General features: G+C 57.7%; 15 protein-coding genes. 5 read left to right on the top strand and 10 right to left on the bottom strand.

The window, feature by feature from the left end; translation table 11 throughout:
- Positions 1 to 8 precede the first annotated feature (8 nt).
- The 4 genes from DWB63_RS11435 (at position 9) to DWB63_RS11420 (ending at position 1,781) form a co-directional block, all read left to right on the top strand.
- Positions 9 to 239: a thioredoxin family protein gene (locus tag DWB63_RS11435; protein WP_128328965.1), complete on the top strand. Its 231-nt coding sequence runs from the start codon at positions 9 to 11 to the stop codon at positions 237 to 239.
- 29 nt (positions 240 to 268) lie between these two features.
- Positions 269 to 643 (top strand): putative zinc-binding protein, encoded by a 375-nt coding sequence (locus tag DWB63_RS11430; protein WP_128328964.1) that lies wholly within the window; start codon positions 269 to 271, stop codon positions 641 to 643.
- 86 nt (positions 644 to 729) lie between these two features.
- Entirely contained in the window at positions 730 to 1,080 is a 351-nt protein-coding gene (locus tag DWB63_RS11425; RefSeq protein ID WP_241648816.1) for a thioredoxin family protein, read from the top strand.
- 2 nt (positions 1,081 to 1,082) lie between these two features.
- Positions 1,083 to 1,781 carry a cytochrome c biogenesis protein CcdA gene (locus DWB63_RS11420; RefSeq protein ID WP_206613154.1) on the top strand — a complete coding sequence of 233 codons (699 nt, stop codon included), beginning with the start codon at positions 1,083 to 1,085 and terminating at the stop codon, positions 1,779 to 1,781.
- 145 nt (positions 1,782 to 1,926) lie between these two features.
- Here DWB63_RS11420 and DWB63_RS11415 read toward each other — a convergent pair whose 3' ends face one another.
- The 8 genes from DWB63_RS11415 to purD all read right to left on the bottom strand — a co-directional run bounded on the left by DWB63_RS11415 (position 1,927) and on the right by purD (position 8,652).
- Positions 1,927 to 3,273: a glutamine synthetase family protein gene (locus DWB63_RS11415; protein ID WP_128328963.1), complete on the bottom strand. Its 1,347-nt coding sequence runs from the start codon at positions 3,271 to 3,273 to the stop codon at positions 1,927 to 1,929.
- Between the two features lie 227 nt (positions 3,274 to 3,500).
- Positions 3,501 to 3,920: a universal stress protein gene (locus DWB63_RS11410; protein ID WP_128328962.1), complete on the bottom strand. Its 420-nt coding sequence runs from the start codon at positions 3,918 to 3,920 to the stop codon at positions 3,501 to 3,503.
- Positions 3,921 to 4,024: 104 nt separating this feature from the next.
- On the bottom strand, positions 4,025 to 4,633 hold the full coding sequence (locus tag DWB63_RS11405; RefSeq protein ID WP_128328961.1) for a glycosyltransferase: 609 nt from the start codon (positions 4,631 to 4,633) through the stop codon (positions 4,025 to 4,027).
- A 47-nt stretch (positions 4,634 to 4,680) separates the two neighbouring features.
- Positions 4,681 to 5,427 carry a hypothetical protein gene (locus DWB63_RS11400; protein ID WP_128328960.1) on the bottom strand — a complete coding sequence of 249 codons (747 nt, stop codon included), beginning with the start codon at positions 5,425 to 5,427 and terminating at the stop codon, positions 4,681 to 4,683.
- A gap of 10 nt (positions 5,428 to 5,437) precedes the next feature.
- Entirely contained in the window at positions 5,438 to 5,935 is a 498-nt protein-coding gene (locus tag DWB63_RS11395) for a hypothetical protein (RefSeq protein ID WP_128328959.1), read from the bottom strand.
- A 1-nt stretch (position 5,936) separates the two neighbouring features.
- Entirely contained in the window at positions 5,937 to 6,464 is a 528-nt protein-coding gene (locus tag DWB63_RS11390) for a hypothetical protein (protein ID WP_241648813.1), read from the bottom strand.
- A gap of 177 nt (positions 6,465 to 6,641) precedes the next feature.
- Positions 6,642 to 7,124 (bottom strand): 5-(carboxyamino)imidazole ribonucleotide mutase, encoded by a 483-nt coding sequence (gene purE, locus DWB63_RS11385; protein WP_128328958.1) that lies wholly within the window; start codon positions 7,122 to 7,124, stop codon positions 6,642 to 6,644.
- A gap of 250 nt (positions 7,125 to 7,374) precedes the next feature.
- Positions 7,375 to 8,652 carry a phosphoribosylamine--glycine ligase gene (gene purD / locus DWB63_RS11380; protein ID WP_128328957.1) on the bottom strand — a complete coding sequence of 426 codons (1,278 nt, stop codon included), beginning with the start codon at positions 8,650 to 8,652 and terminating at the stop codon, positions 7,375 to 7,377.
- A 309-nt stretch (positions 8,653 to 8,961) separates the two neighbouring features.
- On the opposite strand from purD, the gene DWB63_RS11375 reads away from it, so the two are divergent.
- Positions 8,962 to 9,225 carry an RNA-binding protein gene (locus DWB63_RS11375; protein ID WP_164879865.1) on the top strand — a complete coding sequence of 88 codons (264 nt, stop codon included), beginning with the start codon at positions 8,962 to 8,964 and terminating at the stop codon, positions 9,223 to 9,225.
- A 69-nt stretch (positions 9,226 to 9,294) separates the two neighbouring features.
- On the opposite strand, the gene DWB63_RS11370 is transcribed toward DWB63_RS11375, so the two are convergent.
- Both DWB63_RS11370 and DWB63_RS11365 read right to left on the bottom strand, forming a co-directional pair.
- A complete protein-coding gene (locus DWB63_RS11370; protein WP_164879862.1) occupies positions 9,295 to 10,593 on the bottom strand; it encodes a transporter substrate-binding domain-containing protein in 1,299 nt (432 codons plus the stop codon).
- A 122-nt stretch (positions 10,594 to 10,715) separates the two neighbouring features.
- Positions 10,716 to 12,356 carry a SpoIIE family protein phosphatase gene (locus DWB63_RS11365; protein WP_128328954.1) on the bottom strand — a complete coding sequence of 547 codons (1,641 nt, stop codon included), beginning with the start codon at positions 12,354 to 12,356 and terminating at the stop codon, positions 10,716 to 10,718.
- Between the last annotated feature and the right edge of the window lie 13 nt (positions 12,357 to 12,369).

Here is a 12,369-nt window from a genome sequence, read left to right as displayed (position 1 = left end):
AGTATATCATGAAGATTCTGGTCATGGGCCCCGGCTGCCCCAAGTGTGAACAGGCCGAAAAGACCGTACGCGAAGCCGTTGCCGAAGCAGGCATTGAAGCGGACATCGAAAAGGTCAAGGACTTCCAGGAAATCGCCAAGCACGGCATCTTCTCCACCCCGGCCGTGGTCATCGACGGCGAGGTCAAGGTGGTGGGCAAGGCTCCGAGCAAAAAAGAAGTGCTCGGCTGGTTGAAATAATACCCCCGCAAAAACAAAGGATCACTGTCATGTCAAAATGTGCCTGTTCATGCGAAGCGGCTCCGAAATTCGTGTTTTCCTGTTCCGGCGCAGCAGACGTCGGCGAGGTGGCGGACCAGGCTGCCAGAGAATTGTCCCGGCAGGGTAAGATCAAAATGTTCTGCCTGGCCGGAATCGGCGGCAAGGTGTCCGGCATTGTGAAAAGCACCGAGGCAGCGGACCAGATTGTCGCCATTGACGGCTGCCCGCTGAATTGTGCGCGCAAGACCCTGGAAGAAGCCGGTTTTTCCGGTTTTGAGCACGTGGAACTCGACGGTCTTGGCCTGAAAAAAGGCGAGTCGCCTGCTTCCGCGGAAAACATCGATATCGTCGTTCAAGAAGTCTCGAAACGTATTCAAGGATAAAATTCGTGTTCAAAAGAGTGACTGTTCTGATCTCCTGTCTGATCCTTGTGGGGATGTCCCATGCCGCTTGTTCCGAAGAAGCACCGATGCCGGACAAGACAACTGCATCGGCGTTGGATTTGATTTCCGGCGAACCTCAAAAACTGCCGATTCAGGGGATGGTCACCATGGTGGACATCGGCGCCCACGCCTGCATCCCCTGCAAGATGATGACGCCGATAATCGAAGAACTGTCAAAAGAATATGAGGGGCGGGCCGCCATCGCCTTCATAGATGTGTGGAAACACCGGGAACAGGCCTCCAGGTACGGCATCAGTGCAATACCCACCCAGATCTTCTACGACCCTCAAGGCAAGGAACAATATCGGCACACGGGCTTCCTGGACAAGCAAAGCATCGTTGCAAAGCTGGCTGAACTTGGTGTGAAAGAGGATTGAACGTGGACCAGTTGTTCCTTCTCATCAATGAGTGGATGACATCGGGGCTGCTGCTCGGTGCGCTGGGATGTTTCCTATGGGGAATGGTCAGCGTACTGTTCAGCCCCTGTCACCTGGCTTCCATCCCCCTCATAGTCGGGTATGTGGCCGGTCAGGACAGGCTCATCGAGGGACGGCAGGCGACCGTCTATGCGGCCGTTTTCACAAGCGGGCTGTTCATCACCATCGCAGCCATAGGCGTCATCTGTTCCTTGCTGGGACGCATGTTGGGCGATCTGGGCCCGTATTGGACCATTCTCGTCGGCGCAATACTCCTCTGGGTGGCTCTCGACATGTTGGGGGTGGCCAGGTGCTCCCTGTCCGGAGGGTTGATGTCCAAGCTGAAAGTGAAAGGAATGCCCGGGGCATTCATCCTCGGACTGGCCTACGGAGCGCTCTCAGGGTCGTGCACTTTCGGTTTCATCGCCCCCATCCTCGCCATCATCACGGTGCAGGAAAAAGTCCTCACCGGCGTCGCCTTCATCGTGCTTTTCGGCATCGGGCACTGCATCCCCATCGCCGTGGCAGGCGGCTCCACCGCCATGGTAAAGACACTTATGGCAAACTCCGCCTGGCAACGCGGGGGAAAGATCTTCCGGCAAGTCGCCGGGGGATTGATCGGACTCCTCGGACTGTATTTCGTTGTCCAACCTTTCCTCTAATCGATCGAAGCGCAGACCGCCCGCAAAGCCAAACGGGATGCGTAGAGCGGAGTTGATGTCCTCAATGATCCCGTCGAAAACAGCATCAAAAAAACCCCTGCCGGCGCGAAGCTGGCAGGGGTATTTTTGAGGCTTGTGCGCCGCCCTACAGAATGGGCAGATACTTGTCTAATTCATACTCGGTAACCTGGGTGCGGTACTCGTCCCATTCGGCAAGCTTGTTGTCCACCAGGGCGGTGTGCAAATGATCGCCCAGTACTTCCCTCATGAAATCGGACTTCTGCAGGTTCATGGTGGCTTCGTACAGGGAGCCGGGCAGGGCCTTGATCTTGTTGCGCTTGAGCTGGCGGTCGTTCATGGAGAAGATATCCTCTTCCACCGGAGCGGCCAGGACGTAGTTTTCTTCCATGCCCTTGAGGCCCGCGGCCAACTGGACCGCAAAGCAGAGATACGGATTGGCGGCCGGGTCCGGGCAGCGCAGTTCCATGCGGGTGGCGTTTTCCTTGCCGGGCTTGTACATGGGCACGCGCACCAAGGCGGAGCGATTGCGCCGTGCCCAGGCGATATAGACCGGAGCCTCGTATCCGGGCACCAGCCGCTTGTAGGAGTTAACCCACTGGTTGGTCACGGCCACGAACTCGGGCGCATGTTTGAGAATACCGGCGATGTAGGATTTACCCTCGGCGGACAGATGGTATTCGTCGTTGGCGTCATAGAATACGTTGCGGCCGTTCTTGAACAGGGACTGGTGCACGTGCATGCCCGATCCGTTCTCACCGAAGATGGGTTTGGGCATGAAGGTGGCGTAGCAACCGAATTTGCGGGCGGTCTCCTTGACCACGACCCGGTAGGTCATGGCCGTGTCAGCCATTTTCATGCCTTCCTGATAGCGCAGGTCGATTTCATGCTGGGACGGGGCCACCTCGTGGTGGGAGTACTCCACCTGGATGCCCATGGCGTCCAGGGCAAAGATGATGTCCCGACGGATGTTGTTGCCCAGGTCAAGGGGCGGAGCGTCGAAGTAGCCGCCCGAATCCAGGGTTTCGGTATCCTTGTCGTCGGCGAACAGGAAGAACTCCAGTTCCGGGCCCACGTAAAATGTGAAGCCTTTCTCGGCTGCCTGGCCCATGACCTTCTTGAGGACATAGCGGGAATCCGCCTCGAAGGGCGCGCCGTCAGGACTGACTATGTCACAGAACATGCGGGCCACGGGCTTTTCGCTCGGACGCCAGGAGCATATCTGGAAGGTGGTGGGATCCGGCATGGCCACCATGTCCGACTCGTCGATGCGGCAAAATCCGAGGATGGAGGAACCGTCGAAGCCCATGCCTTCCTCAAAGGACGCCTCAAGTTCGTTCGGGGTGATCTGAAAGCTCTTCAGGGTGCCGAGAATATCCACGAACCAGTACTGGATGAAGCTGACATTGTAATCCTTGACCGCCTTCATCACGTCGTCCGCGTTCTTGCAATTGAAAACCGGGATACTGCTCATGAGTCCCTCCACTATGTTGGGTGTTCTTGATAACTCTTTACGACAGCCTGCGGATGCGAACCGCAACCACGGTCCTGTCGTTGGTTCAATATGCAACGAGGCTTGCATGGTACCAGCACGGCAGTGCCAGGGACAACAGAAATGTGGCTCATTTTGTGACAAACCGGGAAAACCGTTTCCCGGCGCACAATCAGGCGCTGCAAAAAAGCTCCGGTCGAGCCTTGAGGCTATTTCACCACCAGGACGGGCTTGCCCGTGGTCTGCAGCACCTTATGGGTGACGGACCCGAGAAACAACCCTTCCAGATCCGACTTCCCCTTGGACCCGATGACGATCAGATCGCACTTTTCCACTTCAGCCACATTGGTGATGACTTCGGCCACGTCTCCGCCGATGACCAGTTCGATGAAATCGACACTGGCGTTGTTCAGCCTTGCGCGGTAGTGGGCCATGACCCCTTCGGCCTGCTTGTCCAGATGCGCCAACAGGTTGCTGGCATTGGGCTCACCCAGGCCGGTGGGCACGGTCCTGCGCACATGCAGCAAGACGACAGACGCGCTCTCCCCGGCCAGGTCGATGCACACCTCAGCAGCGGCATCGGACAGACGGGAGCCGTCCACAGGAAGAAGAATACGCGAGATATTCATGATTCAGCTCCTTGTTTTCAGGTTGCAGCCACCCTCCACAAGGGAAGGATACGCTTTCTTCATACCTGAAGGAGCGGCCTCATGCCAGCACGATTATAGCGCGGCTAGAGCAGCCCCATAAAAGAAAGAATGGCGTTGTCGGACTTCTCCGGGGCTTGGCCGGCGTCGGACTCATCAACGAGCACGGTCCTGACATGATCCGGGATGACATTGAGCTGCCGGAAAAACACTTCGTCTTCGGCCCTTCGGAAGATGATGCCGTCGCAGGATTTGAACCCGGCCTGAGTGAGGGATTTGGTAATACCGAAAAGCAGTCTGCGCTTCAGCCCGGAGTCACGGGTAAAGGCGTACCCAAGCCCGGACACGATGGCAAAAACCTGCTTCTTTTCCCCGACCCAGGCCATGCGCGCGGCCAAAGAGCCATAGATCATGGCCTTGGAGGTGGTGGAAAGAACCATGTCCGGCCTGATGCGGTAGAGCACCTGTTTGAGATGGAGCAGCGAACCTATGTCGGCCATGGGAGTGAACCCGCGTCTGGTGAGCGGAATCATCGAGTATTCGACACCCATGGCCTCGAATTTCAAGGCCACGTCCGGCTCCAGGGCCGGAGCCAGTGCATGGACGTTGTGGCCCATGCGAACCAGGGCTTCCAACAAGGTTCCGCGCTCTTCGATAAGGGCCGGCGCATACCCGTGAATAACGGCGATCTTCATGAGGGTGGTGTATCAAAAGGAGCGCGGCTTGGGAATGGCGGGGCAGTCTACCAAAGTGCCTCGGCCAAAGACCCCTCCATCTCAAGGGGGAATGATTCCTTGCCCACGGTCATGTCACCTCGCAGGCGGAAATAGGTGCGGAAAAGATTATTGGGGTCGATGACGGCCGTCCCCGTGGACTTATAGGTGATGGGCAACCTCATGGAAAAATCCCGCACCTCCATGTTTTCATTCTCTATTTCTGCGGTAAAGGCCAGGTCTTCAAGGGTTTTCTCTCCCGGCAGAATCAACTGCTGCGACCGGACATCCACCCATCCGTTTTTGGGAAGCCGGGCTCCGGCCGGGAGAAACAGACTGCCCGAAGCGCGCAGGATGCCCTTGAAATCGCTGTACCCCAGAAGGTAGGTCAGGTTGAGATCACCTTCGAAATCGAACACGCCGTTGGAAAAAAGCTCCAGCCGGCACTGCGAACCGCCGGTGTTCAGACGCACCGTTGCCAGGGGGGAAAGACCCACGGTCACATAGGCGTACTCGAAATGGAGCAATCCCGGGGTCTGGGCAACGTTGATCTTGAAATCGCGTACCCGGAAACTCAACGGACCGTCCCGATCGATTGCCCCCCAGGTCAGGCCGACAGAGGGCAGTCTCTCGTCCAGGCGGGTCAGGGCCGAAGCCCATATCTTGTCCCAGGGCGTGAACAGCCACACCCCAACCAACAAACCCAGGGTCATGAGAACCAGACGGGCCAGGATACGTCCGGGCAGGGATGAAGATTTGCTTCGGGCCTTGGGCATGGTCACGCCTTTACCTGGCCAGGACAAGGTGCATGTCCGCCAGCCGCGGATCATCGGGATTGCGGGTCAAAGTAAAATCAGGGGTTTGCAGACTGGCCCGCTCGCGCACATCCTGCAGGAAATCCGTCAACATGATCAGGGTCAGCCCGTTCAACGTCACCTGGACACTGTCCGCTTCCTCCCTGAGTCGAGTGGTACGCATGGAGGCTACGTAGTCTTCGAGCTTCCTGTCTTCGATAATGCGCTGGACCGCCTCCCCTGGGGCGAGGTGAACCAGGTCGCCCTGGTTGGCGCGCAACCTGGTGATATTCTGCACGATGGGAACCACCAGGCCGTACTGTGCCTTTTCCGCCTCAATCTCCTGGGTCAAGGTGCTGGTAAAAAGAAACACCCCCACAAACACGGCAAAAAACAAGCCGCCCAGCCCGGTGAGCACGAATCTGAACAAGCGCTGCTGTGCGTCGGGCGGCCAACCGCTCCACGGATATGTGCTGCTTGAACCGGCCATGTTACTGCGTCTCCACGCGAAGACTGAACACAACGCCTCCGGTTGTTTCCTCGCTCTTGTACAGGGAGAAAAGATAATGGTCGTCGTCGGACAATTTGGAGAAATACGCCTCAAAACCGAACGGATCACCGCTGAAGAAGCCGCGAATCCTTCCGCTGGTCCCGGTCAATGTCAGCCCATCCAACCGCACATCCTGCCCGGACGGACGGCTCAGTGCCGCCAAGACGCTCAGGGGGTCCAGCCCGATCCGGTTGCTGGCCAGAAGCTTGCCGTGCTCAAACTGCAAACGTCCGAAGGGGGAACCGCCGATGTCCGGTCCGAGCACGGACCTGTAGAGATTCTCTGTTTCAGCCCTGATATCCATCAACTGGACCCAATTGAGATAATACCGCAGCCCCTGACCGCCCAAAAAAAGGGCACCCACGGCCAAGACCCAGACCAGGTTCCTGAGAAACCGTCTGGAGGCCTTGCCGGACCTGAATTCAGGCACCCGGTAGGCGGTGCCGGGCTGCTTGGTGAATTTCGTCATGGCTGTCACATCCGATCAAATACGCGAAAGAGTTGAACCGGGCAAGCAGGGTCGATCACTGATCATTGCCATCCGCAAGCAACAAAGCCACAGACAATCAGCGCAAACAAAACATACAATTATCTGTGGCTTCACTGTTCCAAAGAAGGAGTGTGTGGATGCCCGGCCCTTATGACGCTACAAGCTCGCCGCGTCCCGCTCCACCGACTCCTTGAAGCCGTCCCGGGCCTGTCTGATCTTGGCGGACAGGGTCTCGTCGCTCAGGGCCAGGATTTGGGCTGCCAACCAGGCGGCATTCTTGGCGCCCACCTTGTCCAGGGCCAACGTGCCCACCGGAAAGCCCGGAGGCATCTGCACCGTGGCCAACAGGGCATCCATGCCGCCCAGAGGAGAAGCGGTCAGGGGCACGCCCAACACCGGCTTTGTTGTCTTGGCGGCCACAGCTCCGGCCAGGTGCGCGGCCAGCCCGGCGGCACAGATGAACACCTGGCAGCCGTCAGCCTCATATTCCGCAACCAACCGGGCGGTCCGCTCCGGTGTGCGGTGCGCCGAAGACACCGTGAAAACATGCTCCACGCCCAATTCCTTGAGCAGATCGGAACACGGACGCATCTTTTCCTCGTCCGAAATGGACCCCATAAAAATCACAACCTGCGGCATTGCATGCTCCTTTTTGGTTCCCCCCGGATCCCCCTTCCCTCTTTTTCCAAAACTTTATATCGCCGCTTCGCGGGGCTAGTGGGGAGGAAGCTTCTTCAGTTCTTTATTCCATACGACTAATCTACGCCGTCGTCATTCCTTAATGATTCCCCTTTTTCTCCCTGGGGCGTAGCACCAAGATATTCGGGAGGGGCCAGGGGGGGGAATCCTGTTCAAAGGGTTCCCCCCCTTCTGGTCGCCGAAAGCTAAACTATTTTGACCGCTTCAGGCCCTTGTCGGCGATGTCGCGGCGATAGAAGCTGTTTTCAAAGTGGATTTTGTCCACGGCTTCATAGGCTTTTTTCTTGGCAGCGGCCAGATCGTCTCCGAGCGCGGTGACGCAGAGCACGCGGCCACCGGAGGTGACGATCTTGTCGCCTTCGACCCTGGTTCCGGCCTGGAAGACCTTGACTCCGTCCATGGCATCGGCGTTCTCCAACCCGGTGATTTCCATGCCCTTGGGATAGGAACCGGGATAACCCTTGGCGGCCATGACCACGCCGCAGGCGGCCTGGGGAATGGATTTGACCTCAATCTGATCGAGCTTGCCTTTGATGCAGGCGAACATGATCTCCAGCAGGTCCGTCTCCAGCCGCATGAACAGGGGCTGGCATTCCGGGTCGCCGAAACGGACGTTGTATTCGATGACGGAAGGGCCGTTTTCCGTATACATCAACCCGGCATAGAGCACGCCCTTGAACGGCTCGCCCTTGGAGGCAAGATGGCGCAGGATGGGCTTGATGCATATCCTGGCGGTCTCGGCGTATTTTTCCTTGGGCAGGATCGGGGCCGGGGAATAGGCCCCCATGCCGCCGGTATTGGGACCGGTGTCACCGTCGAAAACGGCCTTGTGATCCTGGCTGGAAGGGAGCACGGCGTAGTTGATGCCGTCGCAAAAAGCCAGAAAGGATGCCTCCTCGCCCTTGAGGGCCTCTTCGATGACCACGCGATCTCCGGCTGAACCGAAGACCTTCTTGACCATCATCTGCTCCACGGCCTCAAGGGCCTCTTCCACGCTGGTCGCCACGACCACGCCCTTTCCGGCAGCCAGACCGTCCGCCTTGACCACGATGGGCGCGCCTTTCTTGCGAATGAAGGCCACAGCCTCATCAAATTCGTCGAACACGCGGAAAGGTGCAGTGGGAACACCCACTTCAGCCATGACGTTCTTGGCGAATGCCTTGGATCCCTCCAGGTTGGCGGCAAAGGCATTGGGGCCGAAGCAGGGGATGCCCTCCTGCCTGAGCGCGTTCTCCAGCCCAAGGACCAGGGGCAATTCGGGACCGACGACCACAAGGCCCACCTCGCGTTCCTTGGCCAGAGAAACCAGGCCCGGAATGTCGTCGTCACTGATCGCTATATTTTCGCCTACCTGGGCGGTGCCGCCGTTGCCCGGCGCACAAATTATGGACTCCACTTTCGGGTTCTGGGAGAGCTTCCAACACAAGGCATGCTCACGGCCACCGGAACCGACCACAAGAATTTTCATTATTTCCCCTCCAAGATGTTTTCGGGATGTACACGGTGTAAGGAAAATCGGTGTTTTTTTCAAGAACTATGGCCAATCGACCTCGCCCGATTCAAGCCCAGACTCCCTACCTGCCCACCAATTATGAAATCCCTGTTGACGAAAAACACAACGCGCTGTAATGGCTAAATTAATCGCATATCCGGTCGGAACCCAAAGGAAACGACCGGGCGGGATACGGAATTGGCGCGGATTGAAACAGTATGGAAGCCGGATCGCAGGCTCACATCCTGTCCCTGCTTCCAGGATCTATTATGTTGGAGCCTTATCATCATGAAAAGCATTTATGTCGGCAACATTTCCTTCAGTGCTACAGAAAACGACCTGCGCGACCTGTTCGCACAACACGGCGATGTCGCATCCGTAAAACTCGTCGAAGACCGTGAAACAGGACGCTTCCGCGGTTTCGGTTTTGTGGAAATGGATGATGCGGGTGCCGCTGCGGCCATCGAGGCCCTGGACGGCTACGACTTGGCCGGTCGACCCCTGAAGGTCAACGAAGCCAAGCCTCGCGCCCCTCGCCCCAGACGCTAGCCGGGCAAAAACCTTTCAAGGCAGATCGGGCAGACGCCTGCCCGATCTTTTCCAGTGCCTGAAATTCCCTTACAGGGCTTCCCTGCGCTGAAGCAAAACCTTTTGCGAGGCCTTGTACGCGGCATAGTACATCTGGATGTGGGCCACATAGGCCGTTGTCTCGCGTCCGATAAGATCAAAGGCGGCCCATTCCGTATTGCCGAACCACCTGTTCGGGTCCAATCCCATTGAAACGGCCCTGCTGCGCACCTGCATGATCCTGCCGGGGCCGGCATTGTAGGCGGCCAGGGCAAAGTCCATCCGGGCGTCCGAGTCCACGTCCTTGAAATAATTGTCGCACAAATAACGCAGGTATTTGATCCCGGCGTGAATGTTGTTCTCCAGGGTGGAAACATCCTTGATGTTCACGGCTGGTTCGGCGGCAGTGGACGGTTTGATCTGCATCACCCCCACCGCGCCCATGGAACTTTTGCGCTGCATGTCGAAATGCGACTCCTGATGGGCCAGAGCCGCTATTTTGAGCCAATCAAAACCATATATCTCGCTGTATTTGATGAAAAGTTTTGCCATGGGCTTGAGCTTGCCGACCTCTATGGATTCCAGAGAATACGTCAAATGGTCCACGTTTTGATAATAGCGGTTATAAAACATGTTCCCGAGCAGCGTTCCCTGCTGCACCGAAGTTGCGAACCGGCTCAGGCTCTGCTGCAGGGCCTTGCTTTCCGGGCGCACGGCCCAGGCCATACTGCCCCCGGAGTTGATATCCCAATCCGATACTATTCTCAGCCCGGGGAGGGCCTCCTTCCAGACTGCCGCCACCTGCTCGTCAGCGACGGTATACTCGATGAGACCTTGAGCCGTCATTTCCAGCAGATCCTCAGTGACCAGATTGGGATCTGCCCGGACCACTTTCACGGGCGCTTGCCCCTTGGCCACCAGCCGGGCATTGTCGTCGGCCAGGTGTTCCGCATAGCTGCTGCCCGCCATGACGTGCACCTGCCTGCCGGAAAGATCGGCCACCCCGTTGACCGCTCTTCCGGAAACACTACCGACCACCAGCTCCCTGACGCCCGTGCGGTAAGGCTCGGCAAATGCGACCTGCCGCGCGCGCTCGGCCGTAACCGTCAGCCCGGCCGCAACAATGTCCCCATGCCCGGCCAACAGGGCCGGCACGAGCTCTTCAAACGGGACAGGCACAAAGACCATGCGGATCACGTCATCTTTGTGCGTTTCCACCAGATGTTTTTCATAGGCACGCATCATGTCGACCTCCAGGCCGCGCATGACGCCATCCTTCATGAAGAAATTTGTTCGGTTGTAGGAAACGAGCACCCGGATCGGACGCCGCTCGCGAAGCAGTTCCGGCAAATCTCCTTTCCATGGCCTGGATACACGCTCAAGATTGTCCGGCGTTTCGGATGACGGCGTAACCGACGCCGGGATCACTGCAACCAGACAACAAGACCAAAGGAGAGCCCGTAACCAGACCATCACACTTCCGGACCGTATTTGATGATCACCAGGGTGATGTCGTCATCGGGTTTGGACCCGCCGGTATACCTGTGAACCGCATCAAAAACCGCATTCAGGATCTCCCTGGCAGTGCCGTCCGCGTGTTTCCTCAAAATCTCCTTGTACCGCGCCTTGCCGAACATCACCCCCTCCCGGTTTCTGGCCTCCCAAATGCCGTCGGTTCCCACCGCGATGATCTGGCCGGGCTTGAGCTCGCCGGTCTCATCGAAATAGCGGGTTTCCCTGATCACCCCAAGCGGCAGTCCGGCTTCGGTCCCCAACTCGGTGAAGACGTCGAGAACCGGGCAGTAGATCACTGCCGGGTCATGCCCCGCCCGAACCCACTGGGCCTTGGCTTCTTTGGAGTCAAGCCGCACATAGAACAGGGTCATGAACCTGCCGGAACCGTAGAGGTCATCGGCCAAATGGCGATTCATTTCCGTGATGATCTGACCGGGGCTTCCGGGTTGACCCGCCCTCATGCGCAAAAAACCCCGCGCAGTGGTCATGAGCAAGGCCGCGTCCACACCGTGGCCGGAGATATCCCCGACCGCCACGGAAAGCGCCGGATACGCCGCGTCCACATCCTCGAGATAGTCGAAATAATCGCCGCCAGCGACTTCACTGGCCACGGACGAACCGGCCACGTCCAACCCCTGAACCTTGGGATCTTTGCGAGGCAACAGGCTTTTCTGCACCTCACCCGCCAGATCCATTGCTTTTTTCTGCTCGGTCAGATCGGCGACAAAGGCCACGTTTCCGAGAAAATTCCCGCCCTCGTCCTGCAACGTGTTGGCGTTGATCAGCACCGGCACCACATGTCCGCCCTTATGAACCATGCTTCCCTCGAAACGCCGGTGCACCTGGGTGCGGAAGCGCTCGGAATTGGATTCAAGGAATCGCTGGTATTCCAGGGTGGCAAAATCGTGAGGACGGCGGCCCAAAAGGTCCTGGCGTTCATATCCGAGCATGCGGCAGTAGGCGTCGTTGACCTCCTTGATGACGAGATTCTCGTCCATGAGCAAATACCCTTCAGCCGCACCCTCTATGGTCTTTCGGAATTTGTACTCGCTCGCGGCCAGGGCCTCTGCGGCCAGTTTGCGACTGGTGATGTCCAACAGCACCCCCTGATTGAAGAGGCGATGTCCCTGTTCATCCCGGACCACGGAAGTCTCATCCGACACCCAGCGAATCTCTCCATCCGCAGCGACAATCCGGTACTCCTGAGCATATTCTTCAACATTTTGATCCTGGTACTTCTGGATTTCAAGGGAAAGCCGGTCCTTGTCTTCTGGGCAGAGTATGTTCTCAAAGGCAGCTTTCCCGGACAGGAAATCCGTTGCTGAATAGCCCCACTGGCTGAGATTTTCAGAGACATAGACCAGCTTGCGCGTGTCGTCGGCCAACCTGCGGAACAGCACCGCCGGGGAATTCTCCACGATCAGATTGGCCAAACCAACGGTCTCCCCGGCCTCGTGCAACTGTTCGATTTCGGACTTGACCCTGGCATGACACTCAACCTTTTCCAGCACCTGCTCACCGCACGATCCCAATTGCGCACGCAGTCGCTCCACCTCGGCAACAAGCTCTTCCCTGGTCATATTCGCGGTTTCAGCCATATGATTCCTTATT

This window comes from Pseudodesulfovibrio sp. S3 (assembly GCF_004025585.1).
In the GTDB taxonomy this organism is placed as follows: Bacteria; Desulfobacterota; Desulfovibrionia; order Desulfovibrionales; family Desulfovibrionaceae; genus Pseudodesulfovibrio.
This window is presented reverse-complemented; position numbering and strand designations above follow the sequence as displayed.

What these genes read in the sequence shown, in the direction of transcription:
- DWB63_RS11435 (WP_128328965.1), top strand. Translation starts at nt 9, where the DNA reads ATGAAGATTCTGGTCATGGGCCCCGGCTGCCCCAAGTGTGAACAGGCC.
- DWB63_RS11430 (WP_128328964.1), top strand. Translation starts at nt 269, where the DNA reads ATGTCAAAATGTGCCTGTTCATGCGAAGCGGCTCCGAAATTCGTGTTT.
- DWB63_RS11425 (WP_241648816.1), top strand. Translation starts at nt 730, where the DNA reads ATGCCGGACAAGACAACTGCATCGGCGTTGGATTTGATTTCCGGCGAA.
- DWB63_RS11415 (WP_128328963.1), bottom strand. Translation starts at nt 3,273, where the DNA reads ATGAGCAGTATCCCGGTTTTCAATTGCAAGAACGCGGACGACGTGATG.
- DWB63_RS11410 (WP_128328962.1), bottom strand. Translation starts at nt 3,920, where the DNA reads ATGAATATCTCGCGTATTCTTCTTCCTGTGGACGGCTCCCGTCTGTCC.
- DWB63_RS11405 (WP_128328961.1), bottom strand. Translation starts at nt 4,633, where the DNA reads ATGAAGATCGCCGTTATTCACGGGTATGCGCCGGCCCTTATCGAAGAG.
- DWB63_RS11400 (WP_128328960.1), bottom strand. Translation starts at nt 5,427, where the DNA reads ATGCCCAAGGCCCGAAGCAAATCTTCATCCCTGCCCGGACGTATCCTG.
- DWB63_RS11395 (WP_128328959.1), bottom strand. Translation starts at nt 5,935, where the DNA reads ATGGCCGGTTCAAGCAGCACATATCCGTGGAGCGGTTGGCCGCCCGAC.
- DWB63_RS11390 (WP_241648813.1), bottom strand. Translation starts at nt 6,464, where the DNA reads ATGACGAAATTCACCAAGCAGCCCGGCACCGCCTACCGGGTGCCTGAA.
- purE (WP_128328958.1), bottom strand. Translation starts at nt 7,124, where the DNA reads ATGCCGCAGGTTGTGATTTTTATGGGGTCCATTTCGGACGAGGAAAAG.
- purD (WP_128328957.1), bottom strand. Translation starts at nt 8,652, where the DNA reads ATGAAAATTCTTGTGGTCGGTTCCGGTGGCCGTGAGCATGCCTTGTGT.
- DWB63_RS11365 (WP_128328954.1), bottom strand. Translation starts at nt 12,356, where the DNA reads ATGGCTGAAACCGCGAATATGACCAGGGAAGAGCTTGTTGCCGAGGTG.